A 15,712-nucleotide genomic window follows, 5' to 3' on the forward strand; every position below is an offset into this window, starting at 1 on the left:
GGTCACTGCAAATCTTTTTTTATCGTGGAGTAAGTAAAAGTTATTTGCCAAACGAATATAGGTATGAATCAAGGATCAACACGAACATTCGTGACTCATATGAGCATGGAAGGGAGGAATAAATAATCGTGGAAGAAGAACAAATACGAAAGGCAGTGGCGAATCGTGATCCGGAGGCTATGGAATGGGTGATGAATCATTATGCAGGTTTGTTATGGAAGATTGCTCATTCCATCCTACATCATGCATCGACAGAAGAGATTGAAGAATGCGTTGCAGATACATTTTTTGCTTTCTGGCAGAATCCGGATGCGTTCCAATCTGGGCGAAGTAGCCTGAAAAATTACCTTGCATTGATCACCAAACATAAAGCAATTGATCGCTACAGGAAACTTAAGCGAAGATCTGAGCTTACATATGAAGAAGAGATTCATTTGGTGCAAACGGAGGATTTGTTGGTTCAGATGATCAGTAAAGAGACATATACGGAACTTAATCACATGATTGAATCTTTTCCAGAACCGGAACGGGAAATTATGAAGCGACGGTTTTACGAAGGACAGAAACCCCATGAAATATCGGAAGCATTGTCCCTGCACGTTAGGCAAGTCCATAACAAGCTTTATCGCTCCAGGCAACGATTGAGATCATGGTGGATGAACAGGAAATAAAGGAGGCGATTAAATGCGAAAATCCGAAGAAAAATTCACTGAGCAGAACCTCATAAATATTAAGAAGTTATTCTATGACAAATTGGCGCTAAATGAGCCAAGAACCACGACGAGATCAGGTTCATCTTTATATGCACCCATTTTATACCCATCCGCACAGACCGAGAAGTCCATAAATAGGAGGAGAAAGTATCGCAAAGCCATCTATATTCCTATAACCGGTGCGTTATCTTTATGTCTGGTTACAGGGGCAGCTGCATCAGTTGGAATCATTGATCTGTCTTCTGTTCTTCATTTTATAGGTGCAGATCGAATTGGTATTCTTCAGCCTGTTCACCACGTGAGTGAAGATCAAGGGATTCGAATGGAGGTTATAGGTGCTGTCAGGGACGGAGATACAACGGAAATCTATGTTTCATTGTCGGATCTGACGGGTCATCGTATTGACAAGACACTGGATGTTTATGATTACAGGGTAAGCGGAGGTAATGCAAACAACGCTCAGATTATTCATTATGATGATGCGGAGAAAACGGCTATTGTTCGATTCCTCATTCAAGGAAAAGTCACCAAGAACCGAATTACAGTTCAGATTAATACGCTGATGTCGGGTACATCTCTTCAAGATGGTTACAACGTACAAGTGGACTGGGAGCAGTTGCTACAAGAAAAGAAAATCAATAGCTATGAAATCCTGGATCGAGATCGCATAAGCGGCTCGGGAGGTAAAACTGATATTCAATTGGATACTGATCCAATTCCTGTCCTGCATCAGGATGTCACGAATGTCCACGTTTCCGGTATTGATTGGATGCATATCTCCAATATGGGATTCGTGGATGGCAAGTTCCACATTCAGATTAATCCCGATAATAGGATAGGCGAGTATAATCATGGATATTTTTACTTCACGGATGAGCAAGGTCAAAAGTTAGATATACCTGAATACTCTATTAGCTATGGACATTACATGAAAGACGGGGTTAGATATGGAGGAGATTATAAGGAGTTTGTTTATGATCTGTCCGCTGTAGATAAATTAGATACACTGAGACTTCAAGGTAGCTTTACAAGTATTAGTGAAGTTGTGCAGGGAGATTGGAAAACGACCTTTAACTTGAGTCAAAACACTTCGAGTAAGACGGGAAACATTCAGCTTGATGCAAATGGAGGCTTACAGGCAAATGTAACACTCTCCTCGGTTGGTGTCACACTTAAAGGAGAGGCGTTGAGCAATTTTCGGATGGAAGATCTGAGTATTAAAGTATACTTGAAGGACGGTACAGAGTTGTCTGGCGCATCAGGTTTCCTTCAGTTGGATCAGGATCTCATCAAGTGGATATCCCCTAAGACCATTCCGGTGAACGATGTGAGCTACCTGATAATCAATGGAAAGAAAGTGACTTTGCAAGATAGATAAATAATTAAAAAGTGGATAACAGTGATCTGAAGGTTGTTTTGTCATCGGAGTGGTAAGTGTTAATATTCTTTAGTTCAACTTATATAAAATGAATTACATGTCATATCCCAATTTATGACGCATACCATTAGGCGAATGCGGTCATAAGGGAGGAAACTGAGATGTCCATGAGCGAACCGCTGTTAACGCAGATTGTGAATCAACATATACCGGCTGGTGCAACGGTCGTCACTATTGATAAACCTGTTCAACATCCAGCGATCTATGCGGCAGATCTTACCGGTGACGGTATGCCGGAGATTGCGGCAGTTTACCAGTTGAATGGTGAGCTGTATTTGCTCATCCTGAAATTTGTTCAAGGACATTGGATCAAGATGGCTCTAATTAAGGGATTGGGGTATGGGGTGACTTTAATGACAGCAGCTCCTGTAACTTCAACGGCAAGGAACAATCTCATCATCGGTTGGCGGATTGGATCGATTTGGTCTAAGCTTGCCGTATATGAGTGGACTGAATCAGGGCTCAAAGATCTGGCGCCTGACGATCTATATTATAGCTATGCAGAGATTATAGATATGCCTGGTTCGCATGGCCGAGATGGCATGGTGGAGATCGCACTCTGGATACATGATACAGGTGAAGCCTATCGTGTAGAGATTATCCGATGGCAGAATGGAAAATGGGTTCCTGCACCGGACGTATATGCAGCATATTATCCCAAAGTGGTGCAATATTACGAGCAACTAACCGAGCAATATCCTGATTATATCTTCTACTGGTATTACCTTGCAGATGCTCAGTACAATGCAGGTCAATATCCGGCAGCACTCGTTTCAGTTCAGAAGGCACTCAGTTTCCCGGAAGCGTATCCTTCCAGAGAGGTGCTACAGGGGTTGGAAAAGAAAATTAAGCAGGCGATGGTCCCTATAAGCCATGCCCGTGTAACGACATGGTTATATCCCATCTCCGTTCGAACCACGAATGGGACGCGTTGGGGGTATATGGATGCCCAAGGTCACATTCGGCTTGAGCCGGTTCTGGATGACGCGCAAGCGTTCCAGCCCAATGGATTGGCTGTGGTTGTGAAGGATGGTCATGCTGGCGTAATTAATCTTCAAGGGCAGTATGTCGTTCAACCTGTATACGATTCCATCAATTCCTTTTCCGAAGAACGGGCGATAACGATTGATTCTCAAGGATTTAAGATGATTAATGAACAAGGTACAGTCCTGACCAAACGGGCTTACCCGTATATCTCGAATATGAAGGACGGCCGCGCGTTGTTTTACAATTCAAACCCTGGTCAGACAGGTGGCTCGGTGAGTCTCTATGGTTATCTGGATGCCTCGGGAACTGAGGTGATTCCGGCACAGTTCACGTCAGGGAATGATTTTCAAGATGGCAAAGCGGTTGTGCAGATCAAAGACAATGAATATGCGCTTATTAATCGCAATGGACATCGACTCGCGACTTATCCATATGCCTATGTGGGACCACTGGGGGATGGACTGCTTGCTTTTCAAAAAGAGGCTTCGGGCAAATATGGATACATCGACGAACGGGGTAATATTCGCATTCAGCCCAAATTTTCATCTGCATTTCCTTTTAGCGGCGGGCAAGCGATTGTCAATACAGCGGAGGACTACAAATCGAACTATGGGGTCATTAATACGCAAGGATCATTTATTATTCAACCCGCGTATAATGATATTCGCGAATTAGGAGAGCATCGTTATGCGTTGGGGCAAGCCATTAATCCGGAGCAGCCTTATATTGGCTCTGTATACGCGATTGCAGAGATTAATGGTAGAAGGCTTACGGAGTTCATTTATCGCGATGTAGGCAATTATACAAACGGTCTGGCATCTGCTTCGGACGGAAGACAGACCTATCTGCTGGATCTGAGTGGAAGACCTGCCGCTGGGTATCCTCATGTAGAAGGTTCGGGTACGCTGGAGGTCGTGGCACCAGATCTGATTAAGGCCTATGTAGACCAACGCTTATCTTATGTGAACCGGGCAGGGCAGATCATCTGGCGGCAAAATACAATCGTTCCACTTCATACGCCGTATCGTGTACGTGAAGAGAAGTACAAACCGAACAGGGACTATCTCGTATATTATCCGCAAGTGGAGGGATTAATGAACCAAGCGGAGCAGCTTGCGCTGAATGCCAAGTTGAAGGAGCTCTCACAGGTTAAACCGATCCCTGCCGATCAGCAGCTTGATTACACGTATACAGGAGATTTTGATATCACGTTCTATCAGCAGCAATTGTTGCAGCTGCAACTCACAGGTTATAACTATCCAGCGGGTGCGGCGCATGGTATGCCTACCATGATCTATGCCATCATTAACCTGACGAATGGCCAGTTGTATGAGCTGAAGGATTTATTTAAGCCAAATAGTGACTACGTAAAAGTGTTAAGCCAGATTGTGGGGGATCAGATCAAAAATGATCCTCAATACTCGTATGTGTTTCCGGACACTTACAAGGGTATTAGTGCGGATCAGCCGTTTTTTGTCACAGCGGATGCGCTGCATCTCTACTTCAATCCATATGATATCGCACCTTATGCGGCGGGATTTCCAACGTTTACGATTCCTTTTGTCCAGATCAAGGATATCATTAATACAGAAGGTTCGTTCTGGAAAGCATTCCATATGTGAGTGTCATTCTAATTGCATGACCAACCACGATCGATTGAACTTTGTCGCCATCAACGATGGCGGCTTTTACTGCTTATGTAATAAGTAGTCAATTCACATATTTATCTATACTAAATGAAAGTTATTACGGGGGTTTTAGAACAGAAAAGTCATATTTATCTATACAAGTGAAAAACAATTTTTCCAACAACACTTTCTTTTGCTTGGCGAGAATGTAAATACTTCACCAGTCATTCTCAAGTTTAAGCACGGTATTTCTGATCCAGAGGGATGGGGCGGCAAACAGATCGCGCTGGAGGCTCTAAAAGAACAAAAGTAGACGAGTCTTTGTGTTATTTGTTCGAAATCATGTAACTTGAGCGCTTCTTGATGCGTTTAGACATTGGGGGGGATCTGATGTTGGTGAACGCGATTCAACGATTTGTGGTATTAGGACTATTATTTATCGGGATTTTTTTTACAGCACTCATTGTTCTTGAAAGGATTGAAGGGTACCAAATAACAACAACAGAGTATTATGGCTTGCGTAATCTTGGAGTTCTGATATATATCTTGTCGCTCATCCTGGGATTCGGTCACTATATATTGGCTTTTTATGTTGTAATTTTGAGCCCAATCACATGGTTGTTGCGTAAATATGTGCGCTTTCTTGCAGTGAGAACTATCATATATATGTGTGGTTTTGGATGGGGAGGGTTGTGGATTTTTGATCAAATGTACAGTCCATATTTCGTAAATGGATATCAACTCAACCCAATGACATCTGTCTGGATCTTTGCCATCGCCGGTGTAGTTTATGCTATTGTGGAGTTTAAGATTTGGCGAAGAGGGCAGATGTAGAATGAACAGAATAGGACTTAACTTCTGTTAGGTATCCTTACTAAGTTTACATAATTATTATTGTGTTATTACGAAGCAGAAGCTACAAAAATAAAAAGGGGATTATTGAAGTGTAAAAAGTGAATGGACGACATCAATTATGAAATTCATTAGTTTGTAATAAAATTCACAAAGATAAATGAGAAAAATAGGAGTTATACCGTAAATAGGTAAAATTTTCTGTTATACTATTTGAGTTGTGTACATAAATTTAGATGTTTTCTAATGAAGGGAGTTTATGAAGAAATTTAGCCGCTTAGTTTAAAATTGTAGTTTGGAGGAAAGTATTTTGTATAAAGCAGGTTTTTGGATTAGATTAGGAGCAAGCATTCTGGATAGTCTTATTATTTCAATTCCTTTAGTGATTATTGCGGGTGTTCTTACCGGCAACTTTGATGCGGATGAGCCGATTGCGAAACTACTTAGTGCGTTATACTCAATTTTATTACCAGTTTACTGGTATGGTCGAACCATTGGAAAACGTATATGTGGAATTCGAATCCGTAGCTACGATACACACGAACCGCCCAAAATTGGTACAATGCTAATGCGAGTTGTTGTGGCTGGACTTGTGTATGTAATAACTTTGGGTATCGGAGTAATCGTGAGCGCTTTTATGGTCGGTATGCGTGAAGATCGACGTGCGATTCACGACTTTATAGCAGGAACAGAAGTAGTCTGGGATTAATCCAGGAGATTATAAGGAATTGGCTGTACAGGGTTAAAATCACTGTGCAGCTTTTAAATCATTAGTACTGTTTCACAAAACTCGTATTTTGTACATATGTAAATCTCCTAGAGAATTTATCTCTCTTTTCTTCTCTAGGACATTTAGTTGGCGACTTTATGTCAATACTACACATCGCAACTTTTTGTGGTGTGTAGCACTTTCATGCTGATAAGGACATTTGAATTTATTAAGTATCGGGTTATTTTTACTTAAATGATAATACTCAATGCTGCTGGAAGAGCTGTTCTCATCAAAATTGTATTTAAAAGCAACACTGGGAAAAGACTGATCTCTCATGTTCTTAATTTCCTGCCATGATGGTACGCTAATTTCTTTACTCCTCTTCTCTGCAATCTCTAACCAAGCACAGAAGAAATTTCCACTGAACTGCATGACTAGTTTTTCAAGAATCCAGGAAAGTATCCTCGCATCAAGCCTTTGGAGAATCTTCATTTGATAATTGACGACCTGATCAGAAAAATACTCCAGAAGATCCCTGATAATTAGTGGTTCGGCATCAGAAATCAAGGTTGTTCTTAAAGAATTGTAGCCATAGAAATGTTCCTCCTTTAAAATAGATTTCCTCCAAAAAACATAAGCATAAGCATAGGCACAAATTTTAGGAAACTCAATCCCTTCATCCGATTTTCTTAGTTACATTAATTGAGTGATGCAATGTTGATGGTTTTGGAGTGAGATCTCCAATGTGATGATGATATTCGAGCTGAGGGGGCCTGCTCCAAATTAGTCTGACCGCTTCCGTGTAACGAACACCGAACCGCAGGAACTGCGGGGATCACTTGGCCGAATATGGTGCTTCCTAAGAAGTTCCGACTTCTAACGGTAGTTAAGTCGTCCCGCAACTGTTGGGTCTGTCAATAATTTTGGCTTGAGAGAACCCGGAGAGATTATCTACACAGATGATGAGGATGTCCCCCACTCCACGATTTTTAAGTTCATTTAACAAGCTCAGCCAGAACTTGGAGGATTCATTCTCCCCGATCCACATGCCCAGCACGTCCTTATTACCGTTCAGATCCATGCTAATGACCATGTAGGCAGCTTTGTTGAATGGCTCCATCTTGCTTCACTTTGAAGTGAATGGCATCCAAATAGACGATGGCGTAGATGCCTGCAGAGGCCGGTTCTGCCACTCTTTAATGAGAGGTACAATCTTGTTCGTGACATTAGAAATATGTTCTTTATTCATGATTTTCTCCTCCGTGGGTGTATATAGGTTAACTGGCATTCTTAATAATTCATATTATCTTTTGCTCGGATCTTCTTAAGTAGTTGTGACACTCGCGGTTTGGATACCCCTAACATTTTGGCCAATTCATATTGCTTAATTCCTGGATGTGTTTTTAGAAGTTCCTTCAGTTTGTCGACTGCCTTTGAGGCTGATTCTTCATAATTAACAACCTCCACCTACGGTACCGGCTTTACTTCTGAACCAATGGATTGGACCGATCTTATCCCTAATGAAAGAATCGACCAATTGGATCTACACATCACAGTATAATTTAAAGTTATTTATCTTCTTCAAATATGCTAAACAAATCTCGAGCCTCATGAAGCGCTTTTATGTTCTTTTGAAACTCCAAAGCCTCTTCATACGACTTAAGGTATATCATCGACCTGAAGCTCTTTTGATCAGACCTATTCTCAACTATACATTCCCACTTTCCTTGCTCTGTTTTACTGGGGATTATATCTGTAATACGCAAATCATATACGCCCATCACTGCAAACAGTTCCAGATCTACCCCAAGTAGGTTGATATTCTCAGGCTGCAAAAACGTAAAACCAGCCGATTGACTAATTAACCGTTCTTTATCAATATTCTCAGGAGGATCAAATGAAATCGAAGTATACTCTATATTCTCTCTAAATGGCTCTTCCTTAACAAAGGATGCGTACAGTTTCATTAACCATATGTCTTCCTCATCACTTAATGGCAGATCTAATGGAAATTGGATACCTAACTTTTTCTCAACGTTACTCATCTTGCTCCAGAAAGTTAATAGATCATTCAATGTCTCTTTCTCTACGTCGCTGATTGGAGCTGAGGGTAAGTTCATACCAATAACCTGTCCGTCCCCCTGAATAAATGCCTGATATACTAATAAAACACTTAATACTTCATCGATAGTATCAACATTTTGGAGATTGAAATTAAAGGAAAATTGAAGTGTTTCTGTATCCTCAATTACTGTCATGGATACCTGCAAAGCGTCATCGTCTATATTCTTTATCAAAGTTTTATTTAGATCAGCTAGGGGCTGCCTTTGCATAGTTAATGTTCTAGTGTGCCCATTTCCAGAAAACTCAAGTTCATAAGGTGACGGGAATGGCCTTGGCTGTAGGAAGAATTCAGTATTCTTGCTTGCAATTAGGGGAGCTAATGCAGCTTCATCTAAAGCTATATCGATTCCATTTATTTTCACTGGAACATTTTTATCAATTTTAAGTTCAGTTTGTGTTCTGTAGAGAATATCATAGAGCTGCTCCGGTTCGTAGATTTTTAGATTTTCAGGGATTTTTACCTTCGCGGACAACTGCATCTCCCTACCCTCGCTAGGAACTGCTACTACGAGGTCTTTAGCTACACGCTTGTATATTAGGCCATCAGGTAACCTTTTATTGAGAGACTCAACAATTTCTTTTGGGATGACATTACCATCCGATTTTTTAAATGATTCTTTAAAGTTAGAAAACATGCTTCACCAATCCTTCTCTAATTGAGTAAACACCATAATTTTAGAGATTAGAATATATTTTGTGGCATGATCAGTGTGTAATTCATCCATGATGAAATGAATTATATTATCTCGATCTTCAACTGTATCCACAATGAGATATTCAATCTTCTCATATTCAAACTTCAACCACAGTTCTTCTTTTTGCTCAATGCCTTCTGAATAAGCGTTACATACCAAGTTGTTCAGGTTATTCACCAGAACGTTTTGTGGGATTAATAAACTTAAATCTGTATCTACATCACTAAAATTAGGGACGAATCTCCATTCCCTCTCATCATGAAAATTCTTAGATATGTGTTCAAAAGAAGTGCCTCTTTGCTTAGCCATTTCTCCGTTTAAGGGTTTGATAAAAAGCAAGTGTGTTAACAATTGATTTTGAAGAATTTCATCCCCGGTACCATCATTCATTTGTTCCATAGCGTGCTTGAATGCTATTTTAAAGTCAGAGAGTAAAGCAGATGAACTATTCATATAACTAATCGGCTGAACACCTTCTTGGATGCCCCACGTCTTGCTCATACCAATTCCGTATCGCCCATATCCATCAGAGCTATTTGAGCCTCCCATATGGTACGTTAATTTGTTTAGATGAATATCACAGAAGCAGACCATCGGAAATGCCACTTTGTCCATATGTGACAAATCCAAATAAGCAATGTTTTCCTCATAAAATCTCGGAATCAATGCTTTTTTGCTTAATTTACTTTTTAGGTATTCAAGTTTAGGCATGAAATTGAAAAGTACATTCGCACTTTGTCTGTAAGTGTAGTTAACCTGAGTCACCTCTGGAACCGAGTCCAATAAAATATCACTATACTGTTCAGTGGTCATAAGAGTCTCCTATAGATGTTGTGTTTTACTGCTAAATCAAAGAATCATTACAATAAAATTATACCTTATGAATTGCGATAAGGCATGAATACAAGAATTCTTTTTATCTCTATGAGAAAGTTATTCCCCTTGGCTTTGCATTAAATGAAAATCCTCATACGTAATTTTAAATATCCTATTTGGTATCTAGTTACCTCTGCCTGTACCCTTACCAACGCTGAATGCAATCCTTCACTTTCAATGGTTACTTACAGATCAATATAATTGGAAGTTAAATAAGAAGGGGGTGTCTCAAAAGCCATGAAATGGCTGCTTGAGACACCCCCTTTGAGTTGGAGATACGTTAGCTCGTGGTGAGAACGCCCTACGAACGGACCAGACTGGCCGATCCACAGCTGGAACATAGGCCTTGTCCGCCTCATGCCAATCCGAACGTTTACTTTCAACACATCTTCCCCCAAAAAAATGGTTATGCAGCTATCGATTCCAGCCGGAGGTTAAACCGTTTCGGCAGAAAAGTCCTATGTCCAAAGTCCGTACGCAGCCAGCAAAGAAAGGCTCACGCCTGCCTCATTACCTCAGCGAGCAGCTCATACATCCGGCATTTATGTCCAAAATCCGGCGATACCGTAGCCAGCATAATCTCATCGGCATTGTACCGGTCCGCCAGCCGTGACCTGATCCCCATCCATGCCCTTTCATGTACACTTCACTCCTTTACGCTCCTGTCGTGGGATATCAGATGAGTCATGTCTTCAAGTTTAAGTTGGTGACTTTTCAGAATTTTTCTATCTTGAATCATTTGAATCAAATGTTTTTTTGCCAATGGACTCACTAAATCAATGTCAAGGTCTTTATCTAATGGGTAATACAAATTGTCTTCAAATATCTCTTTTCTCTCATCATACATCAGTAATTAACAGCTTGTAATAGAAGACGTGAACAATAATCCATATTATATATTTAATTTACAAATATAGGTTGATCCCTTTTGGGTTATTGGATATAATTAGTATATAATACTAAAGGAGAAATAATTCTTTGAAAAAGAAGTTATCACTCATGTTGGCATCAATCATGGCTTTATCTGTATCAGTTTATTCGTTTGCAAGCGCATCTGAGACACAAGTAATTCCAGTTGACTCAGGTAAAATCGAAAGCGGTTACGTTTATCTTAATGGTGTACCGATAAAGGAAAACGAAGTCATTGAAGTGACAGAAGAAAACCAAGATGAAATCATTTCCAAGTACGGTATTGAAAAGCCGTCAGAAGGTGCGAAGTTACAAACGATTCGCGTTGTTAATACTGACCCGCGCGGCTCAAGAGAATTCTTGCAAGAGGATAATGAATCTGTTAACCCTCAGAATATTTTTGGGTTTAAACTTACAAAAGGAACACCTCAATATATCGATGGATGGACTGAAATCGCAAGAGCAAAGCACTTTTGCACAAAGGCAAAAGGACAAAGTTGCAATGGGGTAGAAATCACAGTCTCCGCAAATGAGAACGTTGCTGTTGAGGTACAAACCTCCCTAAGCGTTGGAGTGAAAGAGTTTGTGGCGGCAGAGTTCGGACGATCACTTAACGAATCAGTGGGCGTTTCTACATCAGTTATGGTTCCAATGAACATTCCAGGTCAAAAAACTGGAATTGTAGTTGGATATCCCGTCTACAAGTCAACTTTCTGTCAAGTTTATCAAAAAGGAATCTTCGGGGATACTTATTTAGGTGGAGCATCTATGCTAGAGCCAAGCAAATCCTCTATCGTTACTATGGATTGGATTCAAGGGTAATATAGTTGCTGATCTTCATTAAAAAAAGGTGATTGCGTATATGCAGTCACCTTTTTTTATTCCGTTTCGAGTATTATTTTACTACAAGAACATTGTTCCTTCTTAGGTAAGTTCCTCTTCCTCACCTTCGCAACAAGGACTAACATATGCTTCAACTGATTTTGGAGTTTAATAAATTCCATATATGGTTTGCTTCCTCTGACCATCTTTTTGTTATTCAGTAAAAAGTATTTTCATATAACTTCCCCGTATGCGCATCAAGCACTTCGGGCGTCCGCTCGTGCTCGCTACCAATCATTCGATACACTAGTTCGTACGGGGCCTCTTCCGCCCTAGCATTGTGCATCCGTTCCCATTGCAGACGCAGCTTGGCCTGTGCCGTCCATCGGAGGATGGCTGTCTGGTAATCAAATGAAGGCACGGTCTCCAGCTTCTTTAACTGTTCTGGCCTTATGGAGGGGGACATCAAACTTTTTACCCTCCCATTAGAGCGGTCAACAGCTAGTTGATAGCATTCATCCCTGACAGATACGTCTTGAACATATACACCAAAGCGAATGATTTCCAAACGATCTTCGTCGTCGGTCTCTTCAGTTAGACGCTTGAGATACGGCAACATTTCGGCTGCTAGTCCTCGGAATAGTCCATAGCTACTTCTATACATGCGTCTCGATCCCAGGTTAATGGAGCTAGTTGATCTGGCTTACCATGCGAAACAAAGTCAATCAGTTGTCCGGTTTGGCTGTCTACTCGCGCCTTGACCGCTCCCTCCATCTGATCAGCCCAATAGACCTTCCAAGACCGGACATTCTTGGCTGGACGCTCTTCATTCTGTTGCTTCCACACCATCAACTTGGTGTTCGAGCCAATATTGTCGTCTTGTACTAACTGAAATTGGTCGTTGTCTACGCCGATCAACTCTTCTAGGCTTCGTGCGATCGGGAACTCACCTGCCCACTCGTCCAGAGTTCTTGGGTCAAAGGGGACAACTTCTGCCCTATAGGCTGTTGGAACTTCCTCTTGTGATGATGCAGTATAAATTAGTCCTCTACTTCGGGGGGCGTAAACAAGATGGACCTGATCATCACCATCCGTGTACACGGCTTTGTCCAATACGCAATATTCCACATGTAGCAAAAAATTCGACTTCATACACGCCATCTGTTCCTCTTCTGATGTGATCATGGTTGGGAGTGCCGGCCCTGGAACGGTTCCGTAGTACCTAAATCCGAGCACGCGACCGCTGGGGTGAACCATAATCAGGCATCCCGTCTCAGGAAGCGGCAGCCCCATCGCCTTCTGCTGTCGTGTGTACCCAAACATCCCTTCCATCCACTCCATCGCACAATACGGAAAATCACGCAGTGCGCCGGGATAATGATCTTCCAGGAATTGTTCTGCCTGCTGTTTGAGCTTCTCCTCAGATAGCCGTGTCTCGTTGTCCAATGAGGCCCAGGAAATGGAATAGTCTATCAAGTTGCCGTCCTTGGAGAGAGTAGCAGAAACGGCGTCATCACTCCCAGATTTAATCCACAAAAATCCCGCTTCACCTTTTCCTTTTCCCCTCATGGTATTCTCTTGATAGTCATTGACGATCAGATCATAATCCGGTGAAACCGCAAACTGGTGCTCTACTTGTTGTCTTAACTGCAGGCGTAATGTATCCAGGTCTCGTTCGAGAAAATCTTGAGCCATTTCGTTGCGCAAATGTTCCAGCCCCTTCCGTAATTGTGTTTTTACAGTACCTAATGACATATCCAGGAGATGGGCGATTTGCTGCTGGGTCAGGTCCTTCTTATACTTTAAGAATAGGAGCTGACGCAGCTTTGGATTCAGACTGGCCAATGCACGCTCCAGATCCAGGGTTTGATCAATATCATTAACGGCCGCGTGCTCGTGAACCTGCGGGTCATCGCTCAGGTGAACACGCTTGGATTTCTCCAAATAATTGAGCGCCTGGTTCACCACAATTCTGGTAAGCCAGCTCTCAAAGGCTTCGGGTTGCTGCAGCGTGTGCAGTGACTCATAAGCCTTAACCAGGGCATCCTGAACGATATCCTCCGCATCTTTGGACTCCCGTACATAATGGCGAGCCACTCGGTGCAGCTTATCCGTTCGATCCTTTATAAGAGAAACGAAAGCATCGTGATCTCCGTTTTGTGCGGCGTTGATTTGTTGCTGTGCATCGATCATTGTCGTTCACCTCCTGTTATATAGACAGCTAACTCTGGGGTTTGGATTTAATTAATGTAACATTTTTCTGGAACTGACCGATCAAGTGACCACCCGCATGCGGCAAGCACGGGTGCCAAAGAGGACGTCACTCTTGGCGTGTTCCTGCTGAAGCTCCTTCATCCCAATGAAGCAGTCTACCAGCCCGGTATGGGTATTGGAGAACACACAGTCCTTTCCCCGTTCGATCCCCCGGTAGTCGATAGCGCGAGCGACATGGATTTCTTTCGCAATATCCTCATGGGTTCCACGCCCTTGAACGTACACCCAAATCATCAAGCTTCCATTGTCCATCCACTAATTTGACCTTAATGATATAAGCTAACGTACTAATATTGGGTTGTCCTTCCTTCTGCGACTCCAGCTCTACATTGGTCATTTTGGATTTGACGATCGTTAGCGTTCCGCAGCGCTGTTCTTGTTCAATGCGATTCCCTTTAAAGATCGATCCGATAAGTAGTGCAATCATGCCTAATGCAATAATGGCACCAAGCCATGTCTTCACTGGCCCCTTCATGACCGATCCCCCTCGCTGCTCGAAGGATGTAACGTAATGCTCTGTACCCGGTTTTTCTGCTGTCCAGAACGTATAGATGTGGAATCGCCATGATCTGCTTCCTGATACTCTGTACTTCTGCCCCCAAGCGATTCTACCTCGTTACATTACGCTGCAGGGGAAGAAGATGCAGTTAACGCTCAAGGGCAGAACAGCGATTGAATTGATTCGCCGTGCAGGCTTAGATATACGCCTAATCGATAATCGGAACAAGTTCTTGTCCTTGGCTTGGGACAAGAACTTGTTCCGATAAAATAAAAAAGCCGCTATAATAGTGACTTCAATGGGAACATGTTCTTGTCCCACGACATAGATTAATAAGATTTCCTCCTTCGCGCGTATTTTCGGTAAGATAGTTCGGCGTATAATGCAATCGTTCACTTATGGACTCCAATGACAAGTCCTAGTGTATTTCTCACCTGCAGAATTAAGCTTTGGTGCCCTTCGCTTACACGCTCTGTTAAAGATTTTGTAGTTGCAACATAGATAAACGTTTTACTCTTTCGCATGTCCTGCTCCTCCATCTATTTGAAAGAATATAAAACTAGCCCAAAATTGCACTGGAGGTTAAGACGGATGTTACCTTTTTTTGAGATTCGTAAGGATGAATTATCGGTTATCCGGAATTTGAAGGAGAATTCTTTCCCTCCACATATGCATGGATATCTTGAAATTCTATGTCATTTCAGGATCTCAACGGATTGAAGTGAATGATCAAACATATGATTTGCACGAAGGTGACGCAACAATGATATTTCCTGATATGGTTCACCGTTACGAAATAACTGGGAATTTCGTATCTTCTCCAAGCGATTCAAGATGAACCTGCAAAACTATCTATCGATGCTTCGGGTTGAGTATGCTTCCATGTTAATTCGTACCACAAATGCGTCTCTAACAACGGTGTGGATAAATGCAGGATTCGATAGACAGCTTACGTTCAATCGGGTGTTCCAGGCTATTTACGGCATGATACCACGAGATTTCAAGAACAATGTGAGTAAACATCTAAAATGAATGAACAATAACCAGAGTACCATTGATTACAATGGCTCTCATGAATGACTAATATGGTTAACAATCTCATCTACAACTTCCTGACAAGTCAGAATTTCTTGAATTCCCCCTGCTGATGGAGAAACGCTAATGGTCCCTTGTTCCAAGTCCC

General features: G+C 41.9%; 17 protein-coding genes and 1 pseudogene. 9 read left to right on the top strand and 9 right to left on the bottom strand.

Annotated features, from left to right (window positions below; genetic code table 11):
* The first annotated feature begins 128 nt into the window (after positions 1-128).
* The 5 genes from MHH93_RS01775 to MHH93_RS01795 all read left to right on the top strand — a co-directional run bounded on the left by MHH93_RS01775 (position 129) and on the right by MHH93_RS01795 (position 6,327).
* Entirely contained in the window at positions 129-671 is a 543-nt protein-coding gene (locus MHH93_RS01775) for a sigma-70 family RNA polymerase sigma factor (RefSeq protein WP_500052488.1), read from the top strand.
* 13 nt (positions 672-684) lie between these two features.
* Positions 685-2,091, top strand: coding sequence for a hypothetical protein (locus tag MHH93_RS01780; protein ID WP_500052490.1), 1,407 nt, complete (start codon positions 685-687; stop codon positions 2,089-2,091).
* A 161-nt stretch (positions 2,092-2,252) separates the two neighbouring features.
* On the top strand, positions 2,253-4,760 hold the full coding sequence (locus MHH93_RS01785; RefSeq protein ID WP_500052491.1) for a WG repeat-containing protein: 2,508 nt from the start codon (positions 2,253-2,255) through the stop codon (positions 4,758-4,760).
* Positions 4,761-5,156: 396 nt separating this feature from the next.
* The gene (locus MHH93_RS01790) at positions 5,157-5,600 is read left to right on the top strand and encodes a hypothetical protein (protein ID WP_500052492.1); all 444 of its coding nucleotides are present in this window, start codon (positions 5,157-5,159) and stop codon (positions 5,598-5,600) included.
* A gap of 328 nt (positions 5,601-5,928) precedes the next feature.
* The gene (locus tag MHH93_RS01795; protein ID WP_500052493.1) at positions 5,929-6,327 is read left to right on the top strand and encodes an RDD family protein; all 399 of its coding nucleotides are present in this window, start codon (positions 5,929-5,931) and stop codon (positions 6,325-6,327) included.
* A 928-nt stretch (positions 6,328-7,255) separates the two neighbouring features.
* Here the strand turns inward: MHH93_RS01795 and MHH93_RS01800 are convergent.
* The 5 genes and pseudogenes from MHH93_RS01800 to MHH93_RS01820 form a co-directional block, all read right to left on the bottom strand.
* A pseudogene (locus MHH93_RS01800) lies at positions 7,256-7,564 on the bottom strand (transposase); the annotation flags it as partial.
* Positions 7,565-7,620: 56 nt separating this feature from the next.
* Positions 7,621-7,797, bottom strand: a complete 177-nt coding sequence (locus MHH93_RS01805; protein WP_500052495.1) for a MarR family transcriptional regulator — start codon at positions 7,795-7,797, stop codon at positions 7,621-7,623.
* A gap of 101 nt (positions 7,798-7,898) precedes the next feature.
* On the bottom strand, positions 7,899-9,089 hold the full coding sequence (locus tag MHH93_RS01810) for an abortive infection system toxin AbiGii family protein (protein WP_500052496.1): 1,191 nt from the start codon (positions 9,087-9,089) through the stop codon (positions 7,899-7,901).
* Positions 9,090-9,092: 3 nt separating this feature from the next.
* Positions 9,093-9,962, bottom strand: a complete 870-nt coding sequence (locus tag MHH93_RS01815; protein WP_500052497.1) for an abortive infection system antitoxin AbiGi family protein — start codon at positions 9,960-9,962, stop codon at positions 9,093-9,095.
* Between the two features lie 559 nt (positions 9,963-10,521).
* The gene (locus tag MHH93_RS01820; protein WP_500052498.1) at positions 10,522-10,650 is read right to left on the bottom strand and encodes a hypothetical protein; all 129 of its coding nucleotides are present in this window, start codon (positions 10,648-10,650) and stop codon (positions 10,522-10,524) included.
* Between the two features lie 353 nt (positions 10,651-11,003).
* Between MHH93_RS01820 and MHH93_RS01825 the strand changes: the two genes are divergently transcribed.
* Entirely contained in the window at positions 11,004-11,756 is a 753-nt protein-coding gene (locus MHH93_RS01825) for a hypothetical protein (protein ID WP_500052499.1), read from the top strand.
* Between the two features lie 217 nt (positions 11,757-11,973).
* On the opposite strand, the gene MHH93_RS01830 is transcribed toward MHH93_RS01825, so the two are convergent.
* From MHH93_RS01830 to MHH93_RS01845, 4 genes are all read right to left on the bottom strand, one after another.
* Entirely contained in the window at positions 11,974-12,420 is a 447-nt protein-coding gene (locus tag MHH93_RS01830) for a hypothetical protein (protein ID WP_500052501.1), read from the bottom strand.
* Positions 12,384-13,853 carry a sigma-70 family RNA polymerase sigma factor gene (locus MHH93_RS01835; RefSeq protein ID WP_500052503.1) on the bottom strand — a complete coding sequence of 490 codons (1,470 nt, stop codon included), beginning with the start codon at positions 13,851-13,853 and terminating at the stop codon, positions 12,384-12,386. The genes MHH93_RS01830 and MHH93_RS01835 overlap by 37 nt, the downstream gene beginning before the upstream one ends.
* A gap of 177 nt (positions 13,854-14,030) precedes the next feature.
* Positions 14,031-14,264 carry a hypothetical protein gene (locus MHH93_RS01840; protein WP_500052504.1) on the bottom strand — a complete coding sequence of 78 codons (234 nt, stop codon included), beginning with the start codon at positions 14,262-14,264 and terminating at the stop codon, positions 14,031-14,033.
* Positions 14,227-14,505 carry a hypothetical protein gene (locus tag MHH93_RS01845; protein WP_500052505.1) on the bottom strand — a complete coding sequence of 93 codons (279 nt, stop codon included), beginning with the start codon at positions 14,503-14,505 and terminating at the stop codon, positions 14,227-14,229. Before MHH93_RS01845 ends, MHH93_RS01840 begins: the two co-directional genes overlap by 38 nt.
* A gap of 166 nt (positions 14,506-14,671) precedes the next feature.
* Between MHH93_RS01845 and MHH93_RS01850 the strand changes: the two genes are divergently transcribed.
* The 3 genes from MHH93_RS01850 to MHH93_RS01860 all read left to right on the top strand — a co-directional run bounded on the left by MHH93_RS01850 (position 14,672) and on the right by MHH93_RS01860 (position 15,561).
* Positions 14,672-14,797: a hypothetical protein gene (locus tag MHH93_RS01850; protein ID WP_500052506.1), complete on the top strand. Its 126-nt coding sequence runs from the start codon at positions 14,672-14,674 to the stop codon at positions 14,795-14,797.
* Between the two features lie 405 nt (positions 14,798-15,202).
* Entirely contained in the window at positions 15,203-15,367 is a 165-nt protein-coding gene (locus MHH93_RS01855) for an AraC family ligand binding domain-containing protein (RefSeq protein WP_500052507.1), read from the top strand.
* Entirely contained in the window at positions 15,343-15,561 is a 219-nt protein-coding gene (locus MHH93_RS01860; protein ID WP_500053298.1) for a helix-turn-helix domain-containing protein, read from the top strand. The genes MHH93_RS01855 and MHH93_RS01860 overlap by 25 nt, the downstream gene beginning before the upstream one ends.
* Positions 15,562-15,712: the final 151 nt, after the last annotated feature.

This window comes from Priestia sp. FSL H7-0729 (genome assembly GCF_038005685.1).
Classification (GTDB): Bacteria; Bacillota; Bacilli; order Paenibacillales; family Paenibacillaceae; genus Paenibacillus.

Bases quoted from the DNA above. Each gene is read 5' to 3' on its own strand.
- MHH93_RS01850 (WP_500052506.1), top strand. From the start codon at position 14,672: ATGCAGTTAACGCTCAAGGGCAGAACAGCGATTGAATTGATTCGCCGT.
- MHH93_RS01855 (WP_500052507.1), top strand. From the start codon at position 15,203: ATGGATATCTTGAAATTCTATGTCATTTCAGGATCTCAACGGATTGAA.
- MHH93_RS01810 (WP_500052496.1), bottom strand. From the start codon at position 9,089: ATGTTTTCTAACTTTAAAGAATCATTTAAAAAATCGGATGGTAATGTC.
- MHH93_RS01830 (WP_500052501.1), bottom strand. From the start codon at position 12,420: ATGTATAGAAGTAGCTATGGACTATTCCGAGGACTAGCAGCCGAAATG.
- MHH93_RS01785 (WP_500052491.1), top strand. From the start codon at position 2,253: ATGTCCATGAGCGAACCGCTGTTAACGCAGATTGTGAATCAACATATA.
- MHH93_RS01790 (WP_500052492.1), top strand. From the start codon at position 5,157: ATGTTGGTGAACGCGATTCAACGATTTGTGGTATTAGGACTATTATTT.
- MHH93_RS01820 (WP_500052498.1), bottom strand. From the start codon at position 10,650: ATGGGGATCAGGTCACGGCTGGCGGACCGGTACAATGCCGATGAGATT.
- MHH93_RS01845 (WP_500052505.1), bottom strand. From the start codon at position 14,505: ATGAAGGGGCCAGTGAAGACATGGCTTGGTGCCATTATTGCATTAGGC.
- MHH93_RS01815 (WP_500052497.1), bottom strand. From the start codon at position 9,962: ATGACCACTGAACAGTATAGTGATATTTTATTGGACTCGGTTCCAGAG.
- MHH93_RS01780 (WP_500052490.1), top strand. From the start codon at position 685: ATGCGAAAATCCGAAGAAAAATTCACTGAGCAGAACCTCATAAATATT.
- MHH93_RS01840 (WP_500052504.1), bottom strand. From the start codon at position 14,264: ATGATTTGGGTGTACGTTCAAGGGCGTGGAACCCATGAGGATATTGCG.